This window comes from Actinomycetota bacterium (assembly GCA_041658565.1).
In the GTDB taxonomy this organism is placed as follows: Bacteria; Actinomycetota; AC-67; order AC-67; family AC-67; genus JBAZZY01.
The window spans coordinates 34,778-58,242 of the sequence record JBAZZY010000012.1; the positions used below are offsets into that span (position 1 = coordinate 34,778).

18 protein-coding genes are annotated in these 23,465 nt (G+C 65.7%); 13 read left to right on the top strand and 5 right to left on the bottom strand.

Translation table 11 applies throughout. The features are described from left to right. Window positions 1-2 precede the first annotated feature (2 nt). From WDA27_08075 to WDA27_08095, 5 genes are read left to right on the top strand one after another with little or no spacing between them, the layout of a single operon-like run. Window positions 3-1,433: an FAD-binding oxidoreductase gene (locus tag WDA27_08075; GenBank protein ID MFA5890893.1), complete on the top strand. Its 1,431-nt coding sequence runs from the start codon at window positions 3-5 to the stop codon at window positions 1,431-1,433. A 45-nt stretch (window positions 1,434-1,478) separates the two neighbouring features. Beyond that, window positions 1,479-3,005 (top strand): M20/M25/M40 family metallo-hydrolase, encoded by a 1,527-nt coding sequence (locus WDA27_08080; GenBank protein ID MFA5890894.1) that lies wholly within the window; start codon window positions 1,479-1,481, stop codon window positions 3,003-3,005. A gap of 35 nt (window positions 3,006-3,040) precedes the next feature. Continuing rightward, complete coding sequence (locus WDA27_08085) at window positions 3,041-4,537, top strand: ABC transporter substrate-binding protein (protein ID MFA5890895.1); 1,497 nt, start codon at window positions 3,041-3,043, stop codon at window positions 4,535-4,537. A gap of 4 nt (window positions 4,538-4,541) precedes the next feature. Next, window positions 4,542-5,339 carry an ABC transporter ATP-binding protein gene (locus tag WDA27_08090; GenBank protein ID MFA5890896.1) on the top strand — a complete coding sequence of 266 codons (798 nt, stop codon included), beginning with the start codon at window positions 4,542-4,544 and terminating at the stop codon, window positions 5,337-5,339. Continuing rightward, window positions 5,336-8,062 (top strand): branched-chain amino acid ABC transporter permease/ATP-binding protein, encoded by a 2,727-nt coding sequence (locus WDA27_08095; protein ID MFA5890897.1) that lies wholly within the window; start codon window positions 5,336-5,338, stop codon window positions 8,060-8,062. Before WDA27_08090 ends, WDA27_08095 begins: the two co-directional genes overlap by 4 nt. A gap of 16 nt (window positions 8,063-8,078) precedes the next feature. Here WDA27_08095 and WDA27_08100 read toward each other — a convergent pair whose 3' ends face one another. Next, window positions 8,079-8,699: a methyltransferase domain-containing protein gene (locus tag WDA27_08100; GenBank protein ID MFA5890898.1), complete on the bottom strand. Its 621-nt coding sequence runs from the start codon at window positions 8,697-8,699 to the stop codon at window positions 8,079-8,081. A 98-nt stretch (window positions 8,700-8,797) separates the two neighbouring features. Here WDA27_08100 and WDA27_08105 point away from each other — a divergent pair, with 98 nt between their 5' ends. The 3 genes from WDA27_08105 to WDA27_08115 all read left to right on the top strand — a co-directional run bounded on the left by WDA27_08105 (window position 8,798) and on the right by WDA27_08115 (window position 12,018). Next, window positions 8,798-10,207 (top strand): M28 family peptidase, encoded by a 1,410-nt coding sequence (locus WDA27_08105; protein ID MFA5890899.1) that lies wholly within the window; start codon window positions 8,798-8,800, stop codon window positions 10,205-10,207. Next, window positions 10,204-11,298 (top strand): pyridoxal-phosphate dependent enzyme, encoded by a 1,095-nt coding sequence (locus tag WDA27_08110; GenBank protein MFA5890900.1) that lies wholly within the window; start codon window positions 10,204-10,206, stop codon window positions 11,296-11,298. The genes WDA27_08105 and WDA27_08110 overlap by 4 nt, the downstream gene beginning before the upstream one ends. A gap of 156 nt (window positions 11,299-11,454) precedes the next feature. After that, window positions 11,455-12,018: an RDD family protein gene (locus WDA27_08115; protein ID MFA5890901.1), complete on the top strand. Its 564-nt coding sequence runs from the start codon at window positions 11,455-11,457 to the stop codon at window positions 12,016-12,018. Between the two features lie 25 nt (window positions 12,019-12,043). On the opposite strand, the gene WDA27_08120 is transcribed toward WDA27_08115, so the two are convergent. Further along, entirely contained in the window at window positions 12,044-13,951 is a 1,908-nt protein-coding gene (locus tag WDA27_08120; GenBank protein ID MFA5890902.1) for an ABC-F family ATP-binding cassette domain-containing protein, read from the bottom strand. 101 nt (window positions 13,952-14,052) lie between these two features. On the opposite strand from WDA27_08120, the gene WDA27_08125 reads away from it, so the two are divergent. Further along, complete coding sequence (locus WDA27_08125; GenBank protein MFA5890903.1) at window positions 14,053-15,237, top strand: acyl-CoA dehydrogenase family protein; 1,185 nt, start codon at window positions 14,053-14,055, stop codon at window positions 15,235-15,237. A gap of 4 nt (window positions 15,238-15,241) precedes the next feature. On the opposite strand, the gene WDA27_08130 is transcribed toward WDA27_08125, so the two are convergent. The 3 genes from WDA27_08130 to WDA27_08140 all read right to left on the bottom strand — a co-directional run bounded on the left by WDA27_08130 (window position 15,242) and on the right by WDA27_08140 (window position 17,658). Continuing rightward, the gene (locus tag WDA27_08130; GenBank protein ID MFA5890904.1) at window positions 15,242-15,703 is read right to left on the bottom strand and encodes an SRPBCC family protein; all 462 of its coding nucleotides are present in this window, start codon (window positions 15,701-15,703) and stop codon (window positions 15,242-15,244) included. Window positions 15,704-15,838: 135 nt separating this feature from the next. After that, window positions 15,839-16,645, bottom strand: coding sequence for an ABC transporter permease (locus WDA27_08135; protein ID MFA5890905.1), 807 nt, complete (start codon window positions 16,643-16,645; stop codon window positions 15,839-15,841). After that, window positions 16,642-17,658 (bottom strand): ATP-binding cassette domain-containing protein, encoded by a 1,017-nt coding sequence (locus WDA27_08140; protein ID MFA5890906.1) that lies wholly within the window; start codon window positions 17,656-17,658, stop codon window positions 16,642-16,644. The genes WDA27_08135 and WDA27_08140 overlap by 4 nt, the downstream gene beginning before the upstream one ends. A 179-nt stretch (window positions 17,659-17,837) precedes the next feature. Between WDA27_08140 and WDA27_08145 the strand changes: the two genes are divergently transcribed. The 4 genes from WDA27_08145 (at window position 17,838) to WDA27_08160 (ending at window position 23,455) form a co-directional block, all read left to right on the top strand. Next, entirely contained in the window at window positions 17,838-18,866 is a 1,029-nt protein-coding gene (locus WDA27_08145; GenBank protein ID MFA5890907.1) for a 6-phosphofructokinase, read from the top strand. 98 nt (window positions 18,867-18,964) lie between these two features. Continuing rightward, window positions 18,965-19,732: an enoyl-CoA hydratase/isomerase family protein gene (locus WDA27_08150; protein ID MFA5890908.1), complete on the top strand. Its 768-nt coding sequence runs from the start codon at window positions 18,965-18,967 to the stop codon at window positions 19,730-19,732. 215 nt (window positions 19,733-19,947) lie between these two features. Then, window positions 19,948-20,904, top strand: a complete 957-nt coding sequence (locus WDA27_08155; protein ID MFA5890909.1) for a DUF2157 domain-containing protein — start codon at window positions 19,948-19,950, stop codon at window positions 20,902-20,904. Window positions 20,905-21,007: 103 nt separating this feature from the next. After that, a complete protein-coding gene (locus WDA27_08160) occupies window positions 21,008-23,455 on the top strand; it encodes a penicillin acylase family protein (protein ID MFA5890910.1) in 2,448 nt (815 codons plus the stop codon). Window positions 23,456-23,465 lie beyond the last annotated feature (10 nt).

Consider the following 23,465-nt stretch of genomic DNA (forward strand, 5'->3'; position numbering starts at 1 on the left):
CCGTGGACGTTGATCGCATTGCAGCCGTACTCGCCGGAATCGTTGGTCAGAACCGCGTCCTGACCGACCCACTCGTTTTGCGGGAGTTCTCGCGTGACGAGACCGAGAACGATCCAGGGAACGCCGAAATCGTCGTCAAGCCGGTCAGCACTGCGCAGGTTCAAGACGTCGTGCGCCTCGCCGCGGCCGAGGGGATTCCGCTGATTCCCGTCGTCGCGCGCACGAACCTCGGCGGACTTGGGATTCCGACGCGCGGTGGAATAGTCGTCGACCTCAACGACATGGAAGCCGCCGAGATCGATCCGGTCAGCATGCACGCGATCATCGAGCCCGGCGTCACCTTCGGGAAGATGGCGAAACTGCTGGAGGCGCAGGCACCCGAACTTACGGTGTCGTACGCGCTGTCGCCGCCGGAAGCGAGCGTGCTCGCCAACTGCATTTTGGATGGACTCGGAAACCTGTCGCTTCCGCACGGCACCATGGCCGACCAGATTGCCGGCCTCGAGGTCGTCATGCCCGACGGTGAGATCGTGCGCACCGGCTCTTGCGCCGTGATCTCATCCTCGTGGGTTTCGCGCGCGCCGATGCCCGACCTCACCGGTTTGTTCGTGAACTGGCAAGGTACAACCGGCATCGTTACGAAGGTCTCGGTGTGCTTGTGGCCGGTACGTCCGTTGCGTTTGCGCCGCTTCATTCCGACGTTCGATCTGGGCGCGAGTTACGGACTCCTTCGCGATCTGGCGCGGACCGGATTGTTTGACGATCTCGGCGGGCTGACGTGGCCGGCGTCCAAGATGCTGTTCGGCGTGGGCCGTCCGCTGCATCGCGACCCGGACGAGCCCGAGTTCTTCATCTACACCGACATGTCGGCGCACGACGAGTTCGAGATGGAAGCCAAGAGCCGCGTCGTGGCGCGCGTGATCGCGTCGCACCGCGGGCGCCTTGCGATGGAAGATCCGCTCGGAGTCGAGGACCTGACTTCGCTGGCTCCGTCATTCGCGAGGTTCGCCAACTTCCCGATGACGCTCGACTTCCTGACCGAGTTCGAGGGCCGCGGTCTGACGTGGATCGGAACTTACGGTCCGACCGGCGCGTGGGAAGAGGCGTCGGCCAAGGGCAGCGCGCTCATGGTCAAGCACGGTTTCCCGCCGATGCTGGTGATCCGGCCGATGAAGGGCGGGCACTTCGGGGTGCTGCGCTTCATTACCGCGTTCTATCGCGACGACCCGCAAGAGGTCGAGCGCGTAAAGGCGATGAACGCTGAGGTTCTCGAGGTGTGCCTGGACACCGGGTTCATCCCCTACAAGACGCCGGCGTGGGTCTTCGAGCGACTGCGCAAGCAGATGGATCCCGGATACCTGCGTTTGTTGGAGCAAGTAAAGGGTTTGATCGATCCGGCGGGAATCATGAATCCTGGGCGGTTCGGCTTCTAGCCGCGCCGCGAGGAGCGGATCGGGGGGCTTCGGGTGAGGAAGCGAGTGAGTTTGAGTAGCGGGCGCGCGCCTGCAGTGTTCGCCGTCGTTGTGGCGCTGGCTGTTTCGGCGTGGACGCCGCCGGGCGTCGCGCAACTCAGTACCACCCCGACGCACGGCTACCTCACCGACCTGTTCGATATCGGGTGGCGGCGAGCGGGGTCGCCGTCGGCGGCCGCTGCCGCGGTGTACATCAAAGATCACCTGGAGCCGCTTGGATACCAGACCGAGGTGCAGGAGTTCGAGTTCCCGTACTTCGAAGTGACGGAGAAGTCCCTGACGCTGGACGGTGCCCGGTACGAGATCGACGAGATCATGTATTCAGGATCCACGACGGCCGGGGGCATCACCGCCGAAGTGGTCGAGTTGGATTCCGCGGACATCGCAGGAAAGATCGCCCTAATCCCGTTCCCACAAGCAAACCCGGGTTGGAAGAACCTTTCCAACACCCTGAAGTCGGACTACGCGCGTGCGGTGGCTGAGGGAGCAGTCGCGGTTATCGCGGAGGCTCCCGATCGTCTCTACGCGGCGTCGGTGTCCAAGGCCACCTGGACTCCCGGCGCGATCCCAGGAGTTGTCGCGCTGGGCGCGCGCGCGCTGATCGGCAAAGAGCCGACGTTGGTGTTGCGATCGAAGGTCGTTTCCGGAATCGGGCGCAACGTTGTGGCTCATCGCGCCGGCGCCGGCGCCGAGACAATCCTGGTGCTTGCTCACTATGACGCTTGGTTCGGCGGCGCCGCGGACAACGCGAGTGGGACGGCCGCGCTGTTGCGCGCGGCGGAGTTGCTCTCCGAGGATCCGCTGCAGCGCGGCGTCACGTTCCTCGCGGTAGATGGTGAGGAGTTGGGACTCCTTGGATCGCAGGCCTTTATCGCAGACCGCGACCTGTCTGAGATCGTCGGCGTCGTGAACCTCGACATGGTTTCGGCTAAGCCGAGCGACGTCTACGAAGACGCGCCCGGGTTCCAGTGGCGGGTCGTGATGACCAGCGAGACGCCGCCGCTGATGGCTTCGGCGGAGGCGAATGCCGCGCTGAACCAGGTCGTACACGGGCCGCTGTCGGCCACGTTGTGGGAGGACGGGTACGGGGCGTTTCGCACCGACTACGAGTGGTTCTACTACCAAGGGGTTCCGGGGACTTGGGTAATCAGCGAAGCCGCGTACTACCACACCACCGAGGACAAACCCGATCACGTTGATCCGGCCGACCTCGAGAACGTTTCGCACATGGTGGCCGGCGTGGTTCGCGACATGCAGACGATGCTGCTTCCGAGAGTGACGCACCTGGACGTCGATGCGCGGATGGACGCCGGCACCGTGACGGCGACGGTGGGTCTCGCCGGCCGGCCTAGAGACGGTGCGACGGTCACCGTTGTCGGGTACCGCGGCCGGGCCGAGGTATCCCGCTCACAGGTGACTGCCGGGGAAGCGGGGACATACACGGCGGAGCTGCCGCCGAACGCTGAGTACGTGCGTGTGCATGCCGCCTGGAACACGCTCGACGGCGAGGCCTGGCTCCCGGTGGGGGACTGAGGCGCGATGACCGTGCGACGAAGGAGTGAGGGCGAATGACCGGAATGAAGATGCCGGGCGCGCGCGGCGTTGGGGCGCGCGCGGCGGCGGCGGCGCTCGCGCTTGCGGCGCTCCTGGCCGCATGCGGAAAGCCCGCCGCAGACAACCCGGGGGCGATCGGCTCCGACACTCCGATCGGGTCGGGGTCCGCGACCGCCGGCCCTTCGGCGGGGACTTCGGGCGTGCCGTCGGCGTCGACCTCCTCCGGCACAGGCGGTTCGCGAAAGACCGGGACTCCGACTGCGAAGCCGACGTTCGGCAAGGACCCCAAGAGCGGGCGTGTCCTGACGGCGACCGATCGCGGCGTGACCAAGGACAGCATCAAACTGGCGTGGTTCGAGGTCGAGAAGGCGGAGCGTCAGCTCGGCGCCAGTATCGGTATGTCCTGGGCCGCGACGTTGCAGGAGCCCATGGTCTACGTCCAGCCTTTCGTAGACGAGATCAATTCCAGGGGCGGCATAAACGGGCGCAAACTGAACGTGGAGCTGATCGAGTACCAGACGGTTTCGTTCGACGACATGCAGGCTGCGTGCGTGCGAGCGGCCGAGGACATGAAGGTGTTCGGAGCGATCACCGGCGTTGGGTTCTGGGGCGACGGCGAGGTATGCCTCGGGACCAAGCAGATCCCGACGCTTACCTACAACTCCGCGTCGGCCGACCAGCTGTATCGCAGGGAAAAGGGCTGGGTCCGCGAGACGTTGATGAACAAGGACCGGGTCGTCAAGAACTTGATCGACTGGCTCGTGGCGAGCAAGACGGCAACGCCGTCTATGCGTGTCGGCGTGCCCTATCTGGAGACGCCCGAGTACAAACAGGTCGTCGAGAAGGTGGTGCTGCCGTACCTCAAGCAGAAGGGATTGAACGTGGTTCAGAAGGCCACGTTCTCGACCAGCTACGACGAGACGCCCCGGCAAGCGGCGAGCGCCGTGCTGCTCTTTAAGCAGTCGGATGTCAACTTCGTGTTTCCGGCGCTGACTTGGTGGGAGATGTATCACTTCACCAACCAGGCGCAGGCCCAGAGCTACAAGCCGAAGTACACGACGTCGGACTTCGGTGAGTTGGCGAAGGACCCGCCTGCGTCGATCTTCGCGCCCGAGCAGTGGGACGGGACCACCGGGATCGCGGTGACGCGAACCGGCGAGCTGGCCGCCGGCAAGCCCCGCACCGCGCAGCAAAAGGAGTGCGAGTCGGTCTTCACCTCGCGAGGGGGCAGTATCCAAAACGCCTCCGACCGCGATTACGTGTGGATTGTGTGCGAGCACTTGCGCTTGTTCGAGATAGCAGCGAGTGCCGCGGGTCCGAACCTCACTCGGCAGCGCTATCTCGACGCGCTCGACGCACTTGGGAGCTACACCGACCGCACCGCGCTCTCGGACACGCTGAAGTTCGGCAAGGGGAAGTGGGACGCTGCCGATCGCTATGCGGTCGTCAAGTGGCACGCCTCCTGTAAGTGCTACCACCAGATCGAAGGCTTCCGGACCGGCCGTTGGTAGGCGGATGAACCGCGGCCCTGCTTCCTTCTCGCAGGCCGGTCCTGCGCCGCTTCTGGAGGTGCAGGGTCTGCACTTTCGCTACGGCAGCGTCGAGGTCTTGTTCGGCATCGACATCGAGGTCGCGCCCGGCGAAGCCGTCGCGCTCTTGGGCACAAATGGGGCCGGAAAGTCGACGCTGCTGAGGGCGATCTCCGGTCTCGATCTTCCCTCTGCCGGCAGGGTGTTGTTCAACGGCTTGGACGTGACCGGGATTCCGGCGGAACGCCGTGTGCGCCGCGGAATCGCGCACGTTCCCGGTGGACGCGGGGTTTTTCCGTCGTTGACGGTGCTTGAGAATCTGCGCACCGGCGCGTACTCGCTGGGACGGTGCCGCTGTCCGATCGAGGAGAGCATTGAGCGCGTGTTCTCGGTCTTTGGCGAACTCGCCGAGCGACGGAGCCAGCGCGCCGGTACGCTGTCGGGGGGCCAGCAGCAGATGCTGGCGCTCGGGCGGGCATTCCTTACCGAGCCGAAACTAGTGATGATCGATGAGTTGACGCTCGGGCTTGCGCCCTCGGTCGTCGAGCGCCTGGCTGAAGCGCTGCGGGTGTTTCAGCAGTCCGGGGTGAGTCTGCTGTTGGTTGAGCAGTCGGTGAACGTGGCTTTGGCGCTGTGCGAACGTGCGTACTTTCTGGAGCGCGGACAAGTGACGTTCTCGGGCCGAACTCGCGAGTTGTTGGAACGCCCCGACATCGTGCGCTCGGTGTTCCTGGAAGGCGCGCGCTCGGCGTTGTCGTCGGCGGTCGAGGAGCCCGGATCGTGAGCGAGTTCTTGCCGCTCTCCGTCCTGACGCTTGGCCTCGTCGTCGGGTTGGCGTACGCGGCGCTGGCGATGGGCATCGTGCTGACCTACAAGTCGAGCCGGGTGGTGAACTTCGCTCACGGCGAGGTCGGTGCGCTGGCGGCGGCGGTTCTTGCGCTGCTCGTCAACGACCACAAGGTTCCGTTCGGCGTCGCGCTCGTAGTGGCGGTTGCGATTGCGGTCGCGTTGGGCGTGGGTTCCGAGCGTCTGGTCGTGCGCCGGCTTGCGAAGGCTCCGCGAGTGATCGTGCTCGTCGCGACGCTGGGGCTGACGCAGTTGTTCTTGTTCGGGACGCTGTTCACGACTGGGGCGATTCAGAACAAGGGTCCGGGCTTTCCGCTGGCGTTTCGCTTTCACGTCGACGTAGGTGTGCTGGTTCTGAACGCGAGTCATCTGCTGATCCTTGTGTTGGTTCCTTTGGCAGCGATCGTGCTGGCGCTGTTCTTCCGCTTCACGCGGCTGGGGGTCGCGGTGCGCGCATCGGCTGAGAACGTGGACTCCGCGCGCCTCGCAGGCATCAACGTAGGCCGTGTTTCCGGTGTGGTATGGGCGATCGCGGCGGGATTTTCGGCGCTCACGGGGATCCTGCTTGGGCCGGGGAAGTCACTGTTGGCGTCGGAGTCGATGGGCCCGGGTCTGTTGTTGCGCGCGCTGGCCGCCGCGGTGATTGGGAAGATGACGAGCCTGCCGCGCGCCTTCGCCGCCGCGGTTGGAATCGGAGTCATCGAGCAGGTGCTGTACTTCAATCGCCCGATGTCGGGAGAGGTCGAGGTCGTGCTGTTCGCGATCGTGCTGGGTGGCTTGCTGATGCAGTCGCGGGGCGGTCTGCGCGATCAGGAAACATCCTCGTGGGTGTTCACGAGCGTGTCGCGATCTTCGGGCGCGCGCCGGTTCGGGTGGGTCGCGGGCGTGGGGGCTCTTGCTGTTGCGGCTGCCGCTCCGGCGGTGCTGAATAACTCGCAAACATTCCTGGCGACCACGATCCTTGTGTTCGCGATGGTCGCGCTGTCGGTCACGTTGCTGACCGGATACGCCGGGCAAATCTCACTCGGGCAGTTCGCGTTCGTCGGGCTGGGGGCGGCGGTGTCCTTTCGCTTGATGGACTCCGCGCACGTGCCGTTCCCGGTGGCGGTCTTGCTTGCCGCCGCGGCCGGCGGGGCGGCGTCCGGGCTCATCGGGATTCCGGCGCTGCGCGTGCGCGGCCTCCAACTCGGAGTCGCGACGCTGGCGTTCGCGTTGGTAACCCAGGCGTGGCTGCTCGGCCAGAATTGGCTGTCGGGATCGGGCGTTGTTGCGCCGCGTCCGGCGATCGGGTCGTTCGTCTTCGACACTGAAAAGCGGTACTACTTCCTCGTTCTCGGCACACTCGTGCTGTCGGTCTTGGCGGTGCGCAACCTGACTCGAAGCGGCGTCGGGCGTCGGCTGGTTGCCGTTCGCGACAATGAAGTCGGCGCTGCGTCCTTCGCGGTGTCCCCGGTGCGCGCGAAGCTCACCGCGTTCATCGCGTCCGGCACGCTGGCGGCGCTCGCCGGTGCCATGTACGGACACTGCGTCCGGCACTTCTCCCCCGAGACGTTTCATGCGAGCGAAAGTCTGCGGGTGGTGGCCATCGCGGTGATTGGAGGGCTGGGGTCGATCCCCGGCGCCATAGCCGGCGCGGTTGCGGTCGTCGGAATCGAGCGGCTGGTGAAGGTCGCCTACCTCGGGTTCCTCACGACATCGGTGGGCTTGCTCGGGCTGTTGCTGTTCATGCCGCGCGGCCTTGCCGGCATCGGCGACGCGTTGCGCAACGGATTGCTCCGCCGGTTCGGCCCGCCGGAGGGTGCGACCCAGACGGTTGCCGCGCCGCTCGACGTTGTCCTGTCGGCAGCGCCGGCGCCGTCCTCGCGCGCAGAGACGGTCGGCGCGCGCGCATTGCGGGTTTCTGGAATGGACCTTGCCTTCGGAGGAGTTACGGCGCTGTCCGGCGTGGGGTTGTCGGTCGCCGCCGGCGAGGTCGTCGGGATCATCGGCCCCAACGGCGCGGGTAAGACGACGTTGTTCGACTGCATTTGCGGGCACGTGCGCCCCGACGCGGGTCGGGTCGTGCTGGCCGGGCGTGATGTCACGTCGCTCGCGCCGCACGCGCGCGCCGCGTTGGGGTTGGTTCGCTCGTTCCAGGACGTGCGCCTGTTTCCCGGGCTCACCGTGATGGACACTTTGCGCTTGGCGCAGGAGAAGCACTGCGCAACCAACTTCGGCGGCGCCGTGCTGTCGTCACCGGCCGCGCGCGCCGAGGAGCGCCGAAAGAGCCGAAAAGCGGTCGAATTGTTGGAGTTGATGGGGCTCGGAACCTATCGCGACAAGTTGATCTCGGAGTTGTCCACCGGGACGCGCCGCGTCGTGGAACTCGGATGCATGCTGGCGCTCGAGCCCAGCGTGTTGTTGCTCGATGAACCGAGTGCGGGGATCGCGCAGAAAGAGGTGGAGTCTCTCGGCGATCTGCTCGCCTCTATCCGGCGGATAACCGGGACCACGATGCTGGTGATCGAACACGACATACCGCTGATCGCCGCGATGTCCGACCGGCTCGTCGCGATGGAGTCCGGACGCGTTTTGTGCGAAGGGCTCCCCGACACGGTCCTTCGTGATGCTCGGGTTGTTGCCTCTTACCTGGGGTCGGCCGGTGTCGCCGTCGGCAGGTGACGCGGTGAGCTTTGGCTCACGCGTCGCCGGGTACCGCGACGATCTCGCGCCAGACGCCGCTGCGTCGAACCTCGATGATGCGCAGTCCTGCCGCCGCGACGTTGTCCTCCGTTCTGCGGTTGGCGCTGTAGCCGAACAGGCGGCGGGTGAGGATGCTGATCAGATCGACCATCGCGCCGAGGATCGGGTTTGCGGGGCGCACGTGCTCCAGCAGCAGGACTTGCCCGCCGGGACGCAGGACGCGCCTCAATTCGCGGAGCCCTGTAACGGGGTCGGGCACCGAGCAGAACACACACGTTGCGGTTGCGGTGTCGAAGGACGCGTCGGGGAACGGCAAGCGTTGCACGTCGGCGAGTTCGAGGTGCGCCGCGCGCCCGGACGTGGCCGCGCGCTTGGCTGCGCGCGCCAGCATTCGTGCCGACACGTCGATGCCGACGACCGAGACCTGCGGCGGGTAGGCGTCGAAGTTCCGTCCGGTGCCGACGCCGGCCTCCAGCGTCACGCCGCGCGCGCGCGCGAACAGGCGACGCCGCATTCGCATGACGCCGAACCACTCCATCGGGCTGTTGATGAAGTCGTACACGCCGGCGTTGCGATCGTACCGGCGCGCGGTCCTTTCCATTTCGCGTCCATTCATGTCCGCCCCGCTCCCGTTGGGTCGCTGCACACCGTAGCCGTTTCCGTCACCCGCGTGAAGAAGCCTTGCGCTCTCGCAGGTGTGCGATGAGGCGTGCCGTGTCGACGACATGGGTTGCCGCCGTTTTCGTCGGCGTCGTTCTTCCGAGCGGCGCCGGCCCGGTGCCGGACTCGCCGATCGCGCGCGTCGTGCGCATCGCTCACGAACTCGATGAGGCGATAGGAGAGGACGCCGTGCGGGATGAGATCACGGCCCTTGCGACCGTTGCTCCGCACCGTCGCGCGGGCACGCCGTTCGAGATCGTCGCCCGCGACTGGGTGTACCGGCGCTTCCTCGACGCCGGACTCTCCAACGTGCGCATCGAGGAGAGCCCATACCTTTCGTGGCAACCGCGTCGGGTTGGGCTGTTCGACTCCTCAGCATCACCCGCCGACCTCGAGGTCCGTCCGATCATCGGCTCACCAAACACGCTCCCAACCGGTTTGACCGCGCCGATTGTGTACGTCGGACGCGGCGAATCGGCCGATTACGCGAAGTTGTCGCCGGCCGACTACGTCGGGCGCATTCACGTCGTGCGCCGTGGCGGCACACATCGCTTCGACAAGTACATCGCCGCCGTGCAGCACGGTGCCGTTGGTTTCGTGTTCGCCCACGATGTCCACGAACCGGACCGCAACCTGATCGAGACCGGCAGCATCGTGCCGCTCACTTCGATCCCCGCTGTCGCGATCGGCGCCGGCGACGGCGACCGTCTGGAAGAGGCGTGGCGGAACGGGATTGCACCTGAGGTCACGCTTGTTGTCGATGCCGAGAGCCGTCCCTCGGTCACCTGGAACGTGATCGGCGAGATTCCCGCCGCGGTTTCGACCCAGGAGTTCGTAGTGTTCGGCACGCATTACGACTCTCACGACGTCGGGCCGTCGGTGGCCGACAACGCCGCGGGGATGGGAGCCACGATTGCCGCCGCGCGCGTTCTCGCCTCGCGATGGAGCTATGCGCGCACGATCCGAGTCATCGCCTTCGGCGCCGAAGAGATCGGTCTGCAGGGATCGGTCGTGCACGCCGCGCGAACAGCGCCGGACATACTTGCTTCCTGCCGCTTGATGGCGGACATCGACGTCGCGGGCAACGGCGACGCCGGCGCGGCGTTGAACGCGACCGGATCGCCGCGCAGCGAAACGGCGACGGCAGCAGCGATGGTGGCGGCTGCGCTCGAGTACGAGCGAAGAAGCGGATATGGATTCAAGGCGGAGACCGGGGAGTTCCCAGCGGGTTACGCCTCCGCCTCGAATGATTCGGCCTCATATGCCGTCGGCGGTTGCCCGACGCTGGCGCTGAACAAGTGGCCCTTCGCGCACTACCACACCCAGTACGACACGCTGGACGAGATTGACTGGAGCGACGCGCGCCTGACCGCCGTCATCGCCGCCTCGATCGTCGCCGAATATGCGCTCGGCGACGACCTCACCGCGGGACCCACCCTGAGGGGGGCGCGGAAGCAAAGATGAGCGAACAGGACTTCGCGCCCGGCGCGCGCAACGCAGTCGCTCCAAGGGAACTGTTTCGCAGGTTTCCCGAGTTGCGCGCGCGCATCCCGTGGGTTCCTCTCGCCGATCTGCCGACGCCCGTTGAGCGCATGGCTCGGCTGGAAGAGTCCCTGCCCGGCGACGCGCGGCTGTTCGTGAAGCGCGACGACCTAACCAACTCCGGGTACGGCGGGAACAAGGTTCGCAAGTTCGAGTTCGTGCTGGCGCAAGCGGTCGCCTCGGGTGCGACGCACGTCGTAACGGCGGGTGGGTGGGGTTCTCATCACGTCCTCGCAACGGCGTTCTTCGCGCGCCGGTTTGGGCTGGCAACGCGCGCATACGTCTTCCCGCAGCCCTTCAACGACCACGTCGGTCGTCAGTTGCTTGCGATGGCGGCCTGCGGTGCCGAACTCGTGCCTTGCGCCGGACCGTCGGTTGCTTTCGCGCGGCTCGCTGTGGCGCGCGCGCGCCGAAACGCTCCGTTCGTAATCGCGCCCGGTGGCAGCACTGTGGCGGGAATGCTGGGCTACGTCGAGGCCGGACTGGAAATCGCTGCGCAGGTGACTCGCGACGAACTTCCGCCACCCGACGCGATCGTAACCGCACTCGGTTCGGGTGGAACCGCCGCGGGTTTGGCGGTCGGACTTGCGCTTGCGGGATTGGCGGCCGAAGTGATCGCCGTGCGTATTACTTCGCCGGTCGCCGCGAACGCGCGCTACGTGGATTTGCTGTGTCGTCGCGTGCTGCGGTGCCTGAACTCCGTCGTCCACACCGACCTTCGTCCCAGCGTCCGCGTACTCGGAGGGTACCTGGGCAAGGGATACGGGTTCCCGACAGCGGCCGGGGTTGCTGCGACGAGGCGCGCGCGTGACACCGAAGGGCTGCGCTTGGAGCCGAGCTATACCGCGAAAGCGATGGCTGCGTTCACCGATGTCGCTTCGCGGTCTGCGTCGCGCGGCAAGACCTACATGTTCCTCGATACATTCAGTTCGTCCCCGCTGGACTCACTCGTCCGAGCGGCTTCCCCAGCCGACCTGCCTCCCGCGCTGCGCGCGCTGTTTGCGCGCGCCTAGGACGCGGGCGTTGTGCCGCGGTGAACCGGTTGAGTGCATTCCGCTGGTAGGGTTTCGCCGGTGACGCACTACATCCGGGGTTCAGGCTTTCCTCGTACCCGACCCGGCATCGGCACTTATGGCACGGCTTGACGGTCGGCACGACAGGGGGACGAAATGGCGTATTGCGCGAACTGCGGGTTGGAGATCTCGGACCAGGCGATTGCTTGTCCAAAGTGCGGACAGCCGGGTGGCGGCAGTCAGACGGTCTCGACGGACACATCTTTGGCGTCCTGGGGTCAGCGGGTCGGGGCCGCACTCATCGACGGCCTCGTCGTGGGAGTGCCGTCGTGGATACTGATGGCGATCTTCGGGATCGGCGCGGCTGCCAGCGGACAGGTCGAGGTCGATCCAATCACCGGTGAGGTGGTCGGGGGCGGGGGTGCGCTCTTCCTGATGATGGCGGTGGTATTCGCGGTCGGAGTCTTGTATCGCGTCCTTCTTGAAGGCGGTCGGCGCGGCCAGACCGTCGGCAAGATGGCCTTGCGGATCCAGGTCCGAGACGCCACCGCCGGCGGATCGATCGGTTACGGTCGCGCGTTTCTGCGCTGGGTGGTCGCGGGCGCCCTTTGGATCGTCACCGTCCCGGGCATCATCGACGTGCTGTTCCCGCTTTGGGACAAGCGGCGCCAGACGCTGCACGACAAGGCCGCTCGCTCGATCGTCGTCCGAGTCGCCTGATCAAGAAACAGCGAGTGGGATCGGTTCACCCAAGTTCGGTGGTGAGCCGGTCCCATTCGGTTTCGAGTTCGGCGATGTGCGCGCGCAGTCGTTCGTATTCGCGCACCAACTCGGCAACGCCTTGGCCTGCGGCGTAGAACTCGGGATCCGCGAGGCGCGCGCCGGTCGATTCCATTTGTGCGTGCGCAGCTTCCAACTTCGTCTCGACGCTACGGACGGCGGTGCGCGCGCGCGATTGCCGTTGCCGTTCTTCGGCGTCGCTTCGGCGCTGCTCCTTTGATGTATTTCCCGCGCGCGCCGCTCGCTCGCTGGGCGCCGGCGTTGACTGCTCCGCGGAAACGCGTTCGAGGTAGCGCTCGTAGTCTCCGGGGAACGAGCGCACTCGTCCGGCCGTGACTTCGATGACGTGATCGGCGACGCTGCGGATCAAGTGGCGGTCGTGAGTGATCAGCACCATCGTGCCGTCGTACTCCTGTAGCGCGTCCTCCAGCACGTCGCGCGACGCGATGTCGAGGTGGTTTGTCGGCTCGTCCATGCACAGCAAGTTGAACGGAGACGCCAGGACTTTCGCTAGCGCGAGCCGCGAACGCTCTCCGCCCGAAAGCACGCCGACGGGCTTGTCCACGTCGTCGCGTGGGAACAAGAAGCGTCCCAGCAAGTCACGAGGCCGCACCTTGGAGCCGGGCGGCAGCGATCGCTCGAGTTCTTCCAGTACTCGCAGCGACGGGTCGAGCGACTCGACTTGGTGCTGCGCGAAGTAGCCGATGGCGACGTTCGCTCCGGGCGCGCACTCTCCGGTCGTCGGCTTCAACGCGCCGGCGATGAGCTTCAAAAGCGTGGTCTTTCCCGCCCCGTTCGGTCCGACGAGCGCGACCTTCTGTCCGCGCTCGATCGACACGTTGAGATCCCGGTAGACCTCGTGATCGCCGTAGGAGAACCCCACGCTACGCAGTTCCATCACGATGCGTCCCGCGCGCGGCGCCGGAGGGAAACCGATCTTCATGGTGCGACCCGCTGCCGCCACGACCGGTGCGGCATCCATGCGGTCGAGCGCCTTGATGCGGCTTTGCACCTGTCGCGCCTTCGAGGCTTTGTAACGGAACCGATTGATGAACACTTCGGATTGCGCGCGTTTGCGCGCGATGTTCTTCGCCGCAGCTTCGGCCTGCAGCGCGCGCATTTCGCGTTGCTCGACGAACGACGCGTAGTCACCGGTGTAGACGACGAGCTTGCTGCTTTCGATTTCGCCCACTCGTGTGACGATGCCGTTCATGAAGTCGCGGTCGTGCGAGATGAGCATCAGCGCGCCTTCGTATGTGCGCAGGAATCGCTCAAGCCACACGACGGACTCGAGGTCAAGATGGTTGGTCGGCTCGTCGAGCAGAAGCACGTCGGGTCCGGCCAGCAGCAGCTTGGCGAGCGCGACCCGCATGAGCCATCCGCCCGACAGCGTCTCGGTCCGGCGCGAGGTATCCGCATCGGAGAAGCCCAGACCCGCGAGGATCTGCCGCGCTTCGGTCTCCAGCGACCAACCCCCCAGCGCCTCGAAGCGTTCGGTCAGATGGGCGTACTCCTCCAGCAGCGGCCCGCGTTCTTCTTCGTCGGGCGTCGCCTCCAGTTCGGCCGTGAGGATCTGAAGCCGGTGTCCGGCGTCACGCATGGCGGTTCCCGCGGACATGACTTCCTCGAGAACGGTCCGACCGCGCAGCGCGTCCGTTTCCTGCGCCAGGTACCCAAGGACGGCGCCGTTGAGCAGGTTGATCGATCCACCGTCGGGCTCCTGGTGTCCGGAGATCATCTCGAACAAGGTGGTCTTGCCCGAGCCGTTCGGCCCCACGATCGCGATGCGGTCGCGCGCGCCCACCCGCAGGTCGGCGCCGTCGAAGAGAGCGCGCGCGCCGAACGAACGTCGAAGGCCGGAGATGATGATCACGCGTTGAGAGTATCGAGCCTGGACGAGTCCCGCGCGCGCCGTAGACTCTGAGGTGGGCCGGAGCAGACGTGTCCGGCTGGAATCGAGAGGGATGACAAGCCATGACGAAGTCCGCGGCGCGCGCTGTTCCCGATCCGATCGACTTCCTTCACATCGACGCGCTTCTGTCCGAGGACGAGCGGGCGATTCGCGATACCGTCCGGCGCTTCGTCCGTGAGCGCGCGCTGCCCGGGATCGCCGACTGGTTTGAGCGAGGGGTCTTCCCGCGGGAACTGGCGCCGGAACTGGGCCGCCTGGGTCTGCTCGGGATGCACCTTGAGGGATACGGCTGCGCCGGGACGAGCGCGGTCGCCTACGGTCTGGCGTGTACCGAACTCGAGGCCGGCGACAGCGGCTTTCGAAGTTTCGTCTCGGTCCAAGGCTCGCTTGCGATGTTCGCCATCCATCACTGGGGCTCTGAGGAACAGAAGCAGGAGTGGCTCCCACGAATGGCGGCGGGGGATGCGCTCGGGTGTTTCGGCTTGACCGAAGCCGATGCCGGCAGCGATCCCGGGAGCATGCGCACCACGGCCCGCCGCGACGGAACCGACTGGGTGATCGACGGCTCGAAGATGTGGATCACCAGCGGCAGCATTGCCGACGTCGCCGTCGTGTGGGCGCGCACTGAGGACGGCGTGCGCGGGTTCCTCGTGCCGGCCGGCACGCCCGGGTTCTCCGCGCGCGACATCCATCACAAGCTGTCGTTGCGCGCGTCGGTTACCTCTGAGCTGATCCTGGAGGACTGCCGGGTTTCTGCCGACGCAATGCTGCCCGAGGCGCTTGGGCTGCGCGGACCGCTGTCGTGTTTGAACGAGGCGCGCTACGGCATCGTGTGGGGCGCGGTCGGCGCGGCGCGCGCGTGTTACGAAGCCGCTTTGTCTTACTCGAAAGATCGCGTCCAGTTCGGCAAGCCGATCGCAGCAATGCAGCTGACGCAACGCAAGCTCGTCGAGATGTTGCTCGCCACGCAGCGCGGAATGCTGCTCGCGCTGCACCTGGGGCGCATGAAGGACCACGGCCGGCTCACGCACGAACAAGTGAGCCTCGGCAAGTATGCGAACGTCGGCGACGCGCTGGAGGTCGCGCGGCTGGCGCGATCGGTGCTGGGTGCGAACGGGATCACGCTGGAATACCCCGTCATCCGCCATATGAACAATCTGGAGTCGGTCTACACCTACGAGGGCACGCACGAAATCCACACGCTCGTCGTTGGTCAGGCCGTGACGGGCATGGCCGCGTTCTTCTGATGGCCTATGCGTGCTTGCGGTGTTCCTCGCGCGCGAGCGATGCGAGGTGCCGCTTGAGTCCTGCGAGCGTGCGCGCGGTGGTGCGCCGGAACACGAGCCCAAGTGCCGGGTCGAGCACTCCCAAGGGGCCCTTGCCCACAAGGATCGCGTTGTAGGTGATGCGCGAGCCTTCGCGCGTCTTCTCGATCGTGATCGCGTCTTGCGCGCGCAAGATCGTCGTCTCCGATTGGAACGTGATCTCTGACGGAGGCGTCATCGACGTTACGCGGTAGAGCCCTGTGATCTTGCGTCCCAGCAAAGTGGTCGCCAGGCGGAACGTTGAGTTCACTCGCACCGGGCCGTCGGTCATCTTTTCAGCTTCGGCGATGCCGGGGTCCCACTCCGCTGCGTTCGACATGTCGCTCAAGTACGCGAAGCATGCTGCGGGCGACAGACGGGTTTCGAGCGAGGCGCTATACCGTGCCATCCAAACCCCTCCTCGGGCTTTGCGTGACCGTTTGTCTTCCGATCATGGCACCGCCGGATGCCCGGCGACAGGTACGAACGTGGGATCTATTGCCGACAGAAAGCCCTGTTGGCACTCTCTGTCGGGACGCGTCCTCTATGCGATAGTTCGGTACCGGCGGATCGCGGTCGGCACGAAGACGATCATCATCCCCGCGATCCACGCTACCGCTTGAAGGGTGGGTTTGAGTATCGGCCCGGCGACGAGCAATCCGCGCATCGCATCGACCGTGATGCTGACGGGGTTGACCTTCGCCCACGCTTGCAGCCACCCGGGCATCGATGCGACCGGAACGAACGCTGAACTCGCGAAGGTCAGCGGAAAGATCCAGATGAACGACGCTGCCTGAGTGGACTCCACGTCGCGGACCACCAATCCGATCAATGCCGAGATCCACGAGAACGCGTGACCGAACATTAACGCAAGAGCGACCCCGCCGAGCGCGGCGATTGGGTTGGTGTGGATGCGAAATCCCACCGCGAACCCAACCGTCATCATCAGCCCGATGACGAACACGTTGCGGACGGTATCCGACAGCGTGCGTCCGGCGAGCACCGCCGAGCGCGCCATGGGCAACGACCGGAAGCGGTCGATCATGCCGCCCGAAAGATCCTCCGCAAGTCCGACGCCTGTTTGCGTTGAGCCGAAGACGACCGTCTGCACGAAGATCCCCGGCATCAGGAAGTCCACGTAGGAAAGCCCGCCGCCGGCGTTGATCGCCCCGCCGAAGACGTAGCGGAACAGCAGCACGAACATCACAGGCTGAATCGTGGAAAAGACCAGAAGCGTTGGAATGCGCAGGTAGCGGATCAAGTTCCGCTGCGAGACCAGCAACGCGTCGCCGATTGCGGCGGCTGCGCGCCCGCGCCGGACCGACGGTGCGGATGTCGTCGTCGTGTTCACTTGTGCCTCCCGCGCGCGCGCCGCCGCCGCCGTCCCGCCGCCGTCGTGTCACCCGGCAACGGGGCGTCTTCCGCGGTGTGTCCGGTCAGGCGCAAGAACACGTCGTTTAGCGTCGGGCGGCGCAGCGCGAGATCCGACAGCGAGATCCCTGCCCCGTCAAGCCGGCGCACGACCTCCGCGATTACCCGCGTTCCACCGATGCCCACAGGGATCGAGACGTGCCCCTGGGGAGCATCGACCGTAGGGGCACCCGCGCCGAGTCCCGCCACCGCAACGACGGCTTCGGATGTGCGCGCGCGATCCGCGACGTGGATGTCGACGACGTCCACTCCCAACCGAGTCTTCAATTCGTCGGAGGTTCCTTCCTCGATGACCAGGCCGTCGTCGATGATCGCGATGCGGTCCGAAAGATGATCCGCCTCGTCGAGGTACTGCGTCGTCAACAGCAACGTCGTCCCGTCGCGCACGAGTTCTTCGATCAAGCCCCACAACTCGATGCGGCTTCGCGGATCCAGCCCCGTCGTCGGCTCGTCGAGAAACAACACCTGCGGCCGGCCGACGAGGCTTGCCCCCAGATCCAGTCGCCGGCGCATCCCGCCGGAGAAGCCCTTCACCTGGCGCGCGCCCGCGTGGCTGAGGTCGAATCGTTCCAGGACCTCGTCGGCGCGCCGCTCCGCCTCGGCGCGCGGCAGGCGGTACAGACGCCCAACCAATACGAGGTTCTCGCGTCCGGTCAGCGTCTCGTCCACCGCCGCGTATTGCCCGGCGAGCCCGATGGCGCTGCGCAACTTCGCGGCATCGCGCACCACGTCGTACCCGGCGACCGTTGCGCGCCCGCCGTCGGGATGCAGCAGCGTCGCAAGGATCCGAACCGCCGTCGTCTTGCCGGCCCCGTTGGGCCCGAGCAGCCCAAGAACGGTTCCCGTAGGTACGCGCAAGTCGATACCGCGAAGCGCTTCGACGTCTCCGAACCGCTTCCGCAGGCCCTCGACAACCACTGCCGGTGTGTCCATTTCGGATCCTTCGCCGCGTGACGCTCTCAAACGAGGAAAGCCGCCTGAGCATACCGGCGCAGAAACCCAGGTTCCTGCCTTTGTCGAACGGTGGCGGTGAACCACTAGCCTTCAGGCGCGCGCCGGTGTAGAGAAGACACAGCAGATTGCGGTCTCCGGCGCGAGGAGAGGAGTTCGAGATGCGAATAGGGGTTCTCACCGGCGGAGGCGACTGTCCGGGGCTCAACGCGGTTATTCGCGCAGTTGTTCGAAAGGGCGAACGGACGTACGGAGATGAACTCGTCGGGTTTCTCGACGGATGGAAAGGCGTCATCGAGGGTTCGACGATGCCGTTGGACGTCGAGCGTTGTCGAGGCATCTTGCCGCGCGGTGGGACGATTCTGGGCACCTCGCGGACGAATCCGTACAAGATCGACGGTGGACCGGAGAAAGCGAAGGCGACCGTCGAGCGTCTGGGAATCGACGCGTTGATCGCGATCGGCGGCGAGGACACGCTCGGCGTCGCGCTGAAGTTGACCAACGAGGGCGTGCCGGTCGTGGGTGTCCCCAAGACGATCGACAACGACCTCGGCGGAACCGAGGTGACCTTCGGGTTCGACACGGCGGTCCAGATCGCGGCCGATGCGATCGACCGGTTGCACACCACCGCGGAGTCGCACAACCGCGTGCTTGTGTGTGAGGTCATGGGCCGTCACGCCGGATGGATCGCAACATGCGCCGGCATCGCCGGCGGCGCGGCGCAGATCTTGGTTCCCGAGCAGGAGTTCGACATCGAGAAGGTGTGCCAGGACCTGCTCCAACGTCACAAGAAGGGACGCTTCGCGTCGATCGTCGTCGTCGCGGAGGGAGCGAAGCCCAAGGAAGCCTCGACCGTGCTGCAGTCGGGCGAGTTGGACGAATTCGGTCACGTTCGCCTGGGCGGAATCGGCGAGGTTCTCGCCAAGGAAATCCGCGCGCGCACGGGGTTCGACACCCGGGTAACCGTGCTCGGCCACGTCCAGCGCGGCGGGACTCCGACCGCGTTCGACCGAATCCTCGCAACACGATTCGGGGTCGCAGCGATCGACGCGGTGCACGACGGCGCGTTCGGCACGATGGTGGCGCTTCGGGCCGGCGCGATCATCCGGGTTTCGATCGCGGAGGCAGTTGCCGAGTTGAAGACGGTTGATCCCGGTCTCTTGGAGGTCGCCGAGATCTTCTTCAGCTAACTCGACGGCGCGCGCCAAGTCGGCGCTTGCTTGGTAGGTCTTCGCGGGAATGCTTCGCCTCGTGTGAGAATGGCCCGGTCGATCACGGGGGAGGACTCATGCTTGACGTCGAACGCCGCGACAACATTGCCGTGCTGCGGATGGATCACGCGAAGGTAAACGCATTGGACGCGGAGTTCCTGCGCTCGCTCACTGCCAAGCTTGCCGAAATCGAAGGATCGGATGCCGAGGCGCTCGTTCTAACCGGAAACCACCGCGCTTTTTCGGCCGGCGCCAACTTGCCGCTGATTCTCGAGGGCGGCGCCGAATACGTTCGGGATAACGTCCCGGTGCTGGGAGAGGCATTCGGCGCGCTGTTCAGCTTTCCGCGTCCGGTCGTGGCCGCGGTGAACGGTCACGCGATCGCCGGCGGGTGCGTGCTGGTCTGCGCGTGCGACTACAAAGTCATGACCGACGGTGACGCCCTCGTCGGCATCCCCGAGTTGCGGGTCGGTGTGCCGTTCCCAACGTCGGCGCTGGAGATCATGCGTTTCGCGGTCGGGTCGCAGTTCGTGCAGCAATTGGTGTACCTGGGGGAGGTCTACGGTCCACAGGAGGGAATGCGGCGCGGTCTGGTCGATGAGGTCGTTGCGGAAGGCGACGTGCTCGCGCGCGCCCTTGAGGTCGCCGCGCACCTCGCGAGCATCCCGGCGGAGACGTTCGCCCTCACCAAGCGCGCGCTGCGCTACCCGGTACTGTCGCGCATCGAGCGCGACGCGCCGCGCTTCGACCCAGATGTCGTCAGGTTGTGGGCGTCGGACGAAGTACTCGCGTCGATGCAGTCCTTCGTGGATGAAGTCATCGGCGCGCGCCGCGCCGCACCCTGATCGGTTGCGCTCCGGTTGCCGTCCGGCGTCTTTACGATTTCGTGTCCGTCAATCGTAGAGTGCAGCGGTCGAGTTGGAACCGAATCCCTCCGCGGTGAGTCGAAGTGATCAGCCGGGTTGCCGCGACCGCCACTCGGGACTTGCGGCAACCCGGTTCGTAGACTTGTTCTTGGGAGTCGGACCGCCGGTCCGGCAGGACTTGTTCAGGAGGATTCGTGGGCGATCGCGAGGAGTTGGGGTCCGCGCTTGAGCGCTGGGTCGATGCGGGGATCATCACGGCGGAGCAACGGTCCGCAATCGATCGGCTTGAGGCGCAAGGCGCCCCCGTGCCCGGATCGCGCGTATCCGCGGTCGTCGAGGTCTTCGTCTATTTGGGTATCGCAGCGGTGGTCGGGTCGGTCGTTGCGTTGCTCTCGCAGTTCTGGTCCGACCTCGGGATGTCCGGCAGGGTCGGGTTGCTTGGAGCTCTCGCGGTGGGCTCCGGCGTCGGCGGTAGCGCGCTTCGCGGCCGCGAGGCACCGCCACTCGCGCGCGCCTCCGCGATCTTGTGGATGCTGTCCTCGGGGTTCGTCGCCTCGATGGGGGCAACGATTGCGACGACGCTGAAGGATCCTAGAGAGGCTGCGACCTTCCTTCTAACCGGTGGACCGGCATTCATTTTGTCCTTGGTGTACTGGCGCGCGGAGCCGCGCGCTGCGCAGTTATTGGCCGTGATTGCATCCGGCTTGTTCTCCGTCTTCGGGCTGAACGATGCAGCGGCCGCGAACCCCGGTGCGTTGCGGGTCGGGCTTGTGCTTGCGGTTGCGGGCGCGGTGCAGGTGGCGTTGGCGCGCGCCGGACTCCTTGCCCCGACCCATCTAGCCCAGTTGCTCGGGTCCATGCAGGTGCTCATCGGTCTGTGGATCCCGACGTTCGACGACAAGGTCGCGATGGAGGCCGTCGGCATCGTGGCGTCGCTCGGCTTCCTGTGGCTGTCGGTGCAGTGGCGCGCGGTCGGCCTGCTCGCTGCTGGAGCCGTCGGGCTGTTTACTTTCGTGTCGGGGTTCGTCTTGCAGCACCTCGCGGATTCCCTCGGCGTCCCACTGGCGTTGCTTCTCGCGGGGGCCGCACTGATCGGGGCGGCGATCCTGGTCGGCCGCCTCCAACCGCTGGTCCGCAGTCAACAGGACTGATCCCGGCAAAACGAATCACGCTTCCCGGCAGGAAACCACCGCGCGCGCGAGGAACTACTGCCCGAATCACAGGGTGAGGGATGAATCGGGGAGGAGCTTGCGCATGCGAGTGTTCCGGAGTTCACATCTGTCGTCGACGCGCCGCCCGCGCGGTATTGCGGCGCTGCTGGCCGTCGCGTTGGTGCTTCCGCTGGGCGTCGCGGGGGTGACCCGCGCCGCCGGTGATCAGTACTCGGCCAAGATCCGGTGGACCTCCCACGGGATACCGCACATCGTCGCGGACGATTTCGGCGGCATCGGCTACGGCTACGGGTACGCGTTCGCGAGCCAGAACCTCTGCGTAATCGCCGACGACTACGTGACCGTCAACGCTCAGCGCTCCAAGTACTTTGGGCCCGACGCCGGTTACACCATCGCTGCCAACGACGCTTCTCCGACGAACCTGCAAAGTGACTTCTTCTGGCAGAACATCATCGATGAGGGCACCGTCGACCGGCTCCTGGCTCAGGAGCCGCCGCTGGGTCCCGTGCAAGGAGTTCGCGACGGTATTGCCGGCTACGTCGCCGGCTACAACCGGTACCTCGACGAGACGGGCGTGGACGGCCTTCCCGACCCGCGGTGCCGCGGGGCGGAGTGGGTTCGTCAGATCACCGAGAAGGACGTCTACCTTCGTTTCTTCCAGTTGATGTTGCTCGCTAGTTCGGGCGCTCTTATGGAGGGCATCGTCGATGCCCAGCCGCCGCTGACGGCAACGGCCGCGATTCCTCAGGCGCGGCTGTCGGCGGCGTTGCGGAAGTGGGACGGGACCGGACTGCCGGGTCTGAAGACCGATCGACTCGGCAGCAACGCCTACGGACTCGGCAAAGATGCCACGGACAACGGTTTGGGCATGGTGCTGGGGAACCCGCATTTCCCGTGGGATGGTCCCGAACGCTTTTACCAAACGCAGTTGACGATTCCGGGCGTCGTTGACGTCGAGGGCGCCAGTTTGTTTGGAGTTCCGCTGATCCTGATCGGCCACAACGAACACGTCGCCTGGAGCCACACGGTTTCAACCGCGTGGCGCTTCACGCCGTACGAACTCGCTCTCGTGCCCGGCTCGCCGACCAGTTACATGTACGACGGCGAAGTCCGTCAGATGACCAGTCGCACGGTCGCGGTCAAGGTGAAGCTTGCCGACGGGACGCTTGCGGATCGCACGCACACTTTCTGGTCTACGCACTTCGGCCCGATGTTCGCAGGCATTCCCGCCACCGATTCCCCGGTGGGTCCGATCAATATCTTCAACTGGACGCCGACGACCGCCTACGCGCTTCGCGACGTGAACATACAAATGCGGGCGCTCAACCAGTTCTTCGGCATGAATGCCGCGACTTCCGTCGAGGACCTAAAGCACGTCACCGACACCTATCAAGGGATTCCGTGGGTGAACACCACGGGAGCCGACGACACCGGTACCGCCTACTACGCCGACCACTCGGTCGTTCCGCACGTCACCGACGCGCAGATTACCGAGTGCGTTAACGGGCTCGTCGGAAAGGCTGTTTGGGAACTCGCGGCTCTGCCGGTGCTCGATGGGTCTCGCTCGCTATGCGAGTGGGGTAGTGATTCCGACGCCGTCGTGCCCGGGATCTTCGGGCCCGGCCATCTTCCCTGGATGTTCCGAGACGACTACACGCATAACTCCAACGACAGCTACTGGCTGACGAATCCGCGCCATCCGCTGGAGGGCTACCCGCGAATCATCGGCAATGAGCGTACGCCGAGGACGTTGCGCACGCGCGTGGGGCTGCGAATCCTCGAGGACCGTCTGGCCGGAAACGACGGGCGTCCCGGGCGTCGCTTCACGATCACGGACTTGCAGGAACTGGCCTTCGGCAATCGCCAGTACGCCGGCGAGCTGTTCCGTGACGCGGCGGTGACCATGTGCCGCAAATACCTTGGACCGACGGACATCAAGGCCGCGTGTCCGGTGATCGCGGCGTGGGATGTGCACGACAACATCGACAGCGCCGGCGCCGTGCTTTTCCGCCGGTTCGTCGAGCGCGTTTTGCCGCTGGATCCCTACACGACGGCGTTTGATTTCCGCGATGCGGTCAACACCCCGAAGGGACTCGACACGTCGGACCCGCAGGTGCAGCAAGCCCTGGCCGATGCGGTTGCCGATCTGCAGGGGTCCGGGATACCTCTCGACGCGAAACTGGGGGATTACCAGTACGAGATGCGCGGTGACGTCAAGATCCCGATCCACGGCGGTCCCGGGCAGCTGGGTAACTTCAATGCCATCGGCAACGCCGGTGGATGGCAGCCGGGCGAGGGCTACCCCGATATCGACTTCGGGTCGAGCTTCGTGATGACCGTGCAGTTCACGGGGGAGTCGTGCCCGGTACGCGGCGGAACCTGGATCACCTACTCGCAATCGTCCAACCCGGAATCGCCGTTCTTCGGCGACCAGACGTCGATGTTCTCGCGCAAAGAGTGGAACCCGATACGTTTTTGCGAGCAGGACATTGCGTCCGATCCCGCGTACTCGGTCGTCAACCTTTCGTGACGACTGGCAG

What these genes read in the sequence shown, in the direction of transcription:
- WDA27_08150 (MFA5890908.1), top strand. Translation starts at nt 18,965, where the DNA reads ATGCTTGACGTCGAACGCCGCGACAACATTGCCGTGCTGCGGATGGAT.
- WDA27_08085 (MFA5890895.1), top strand. Translation starts at nt 3,041, where the DNA reads ATGACCGGAATGAAGATGCCGGGCGCGCGCGGCGTTGGGGCGCGCGCG.
- WDA27_08130 (MFA5890904.1), bottom strand. Translation starts at nt 15,703, where the DNA reads ATGGCACGGTATAGCGCCTCGCTCGAAACCCGTCTGTCGCCCGCAGCA.
- WDA27_08145 (MFA5890907.1), top strand. Translation starts at nt 17,838, where the DNA reads ATGCGAATAGGGGTTCTCACCGGCGGAGGCGACTGTCCGGGGCTCAAC.
- WDA27_08090 (MFA5890896.1), top strand. Translation starts at nt 4,542, where the DNA reads ATGAACCGCGGCCCTGCTTCCTTCTCGCAGGCCGGTCCTGCGCCGCTT.
- WDA27_08110 (MFA5890900.1), top strand. Translation starts at nt 10,204, where the DNA reads ATGAGCGAACAGGACTTCGCGCCCGGCGCGCGCAACGCAGTCGCTCCA.
- WDA27_08125 (MFA5890903.1), top strand. Translation starts at nt 14,053, where the DNA reads ATGACGAAGTCCGCGGCGCGCGCTGTTCCCGATCCGATCGACTTCCTT.
- WDA27_08100 (MFA5890898.1), bottom strand. Translation starts at nt 8,699, where the DNA reads ATGAATGGACGCGAAATGGAAAGGACCGCGCGCCGGTACGATCGCAAC.
- WDA27_08160 (MFA5890910.1), top strand. Translation starts at nt 21,008, where the DNA reads ATGCGAGTGTTCCGGAGTTCACATCTGTCGTCGACGCGCCGCCCGCGC.
- WDA27_08140 (MFA5890906.1), bottom strand. Translation starts at nt 17,658, where the DNA reads ATGGACACACCGGCAGTGGTTGTCGAGGGCCTGCGGAAGCGGTTCGGA.
- WDA27_08115 (MFA5890901.1), top strand. Translation starts at nt 11,455, where the DNA reads ATGGCGTATTGCGCGAACTGCGGGTTGGAGATCTCGGACCAGGCGATT.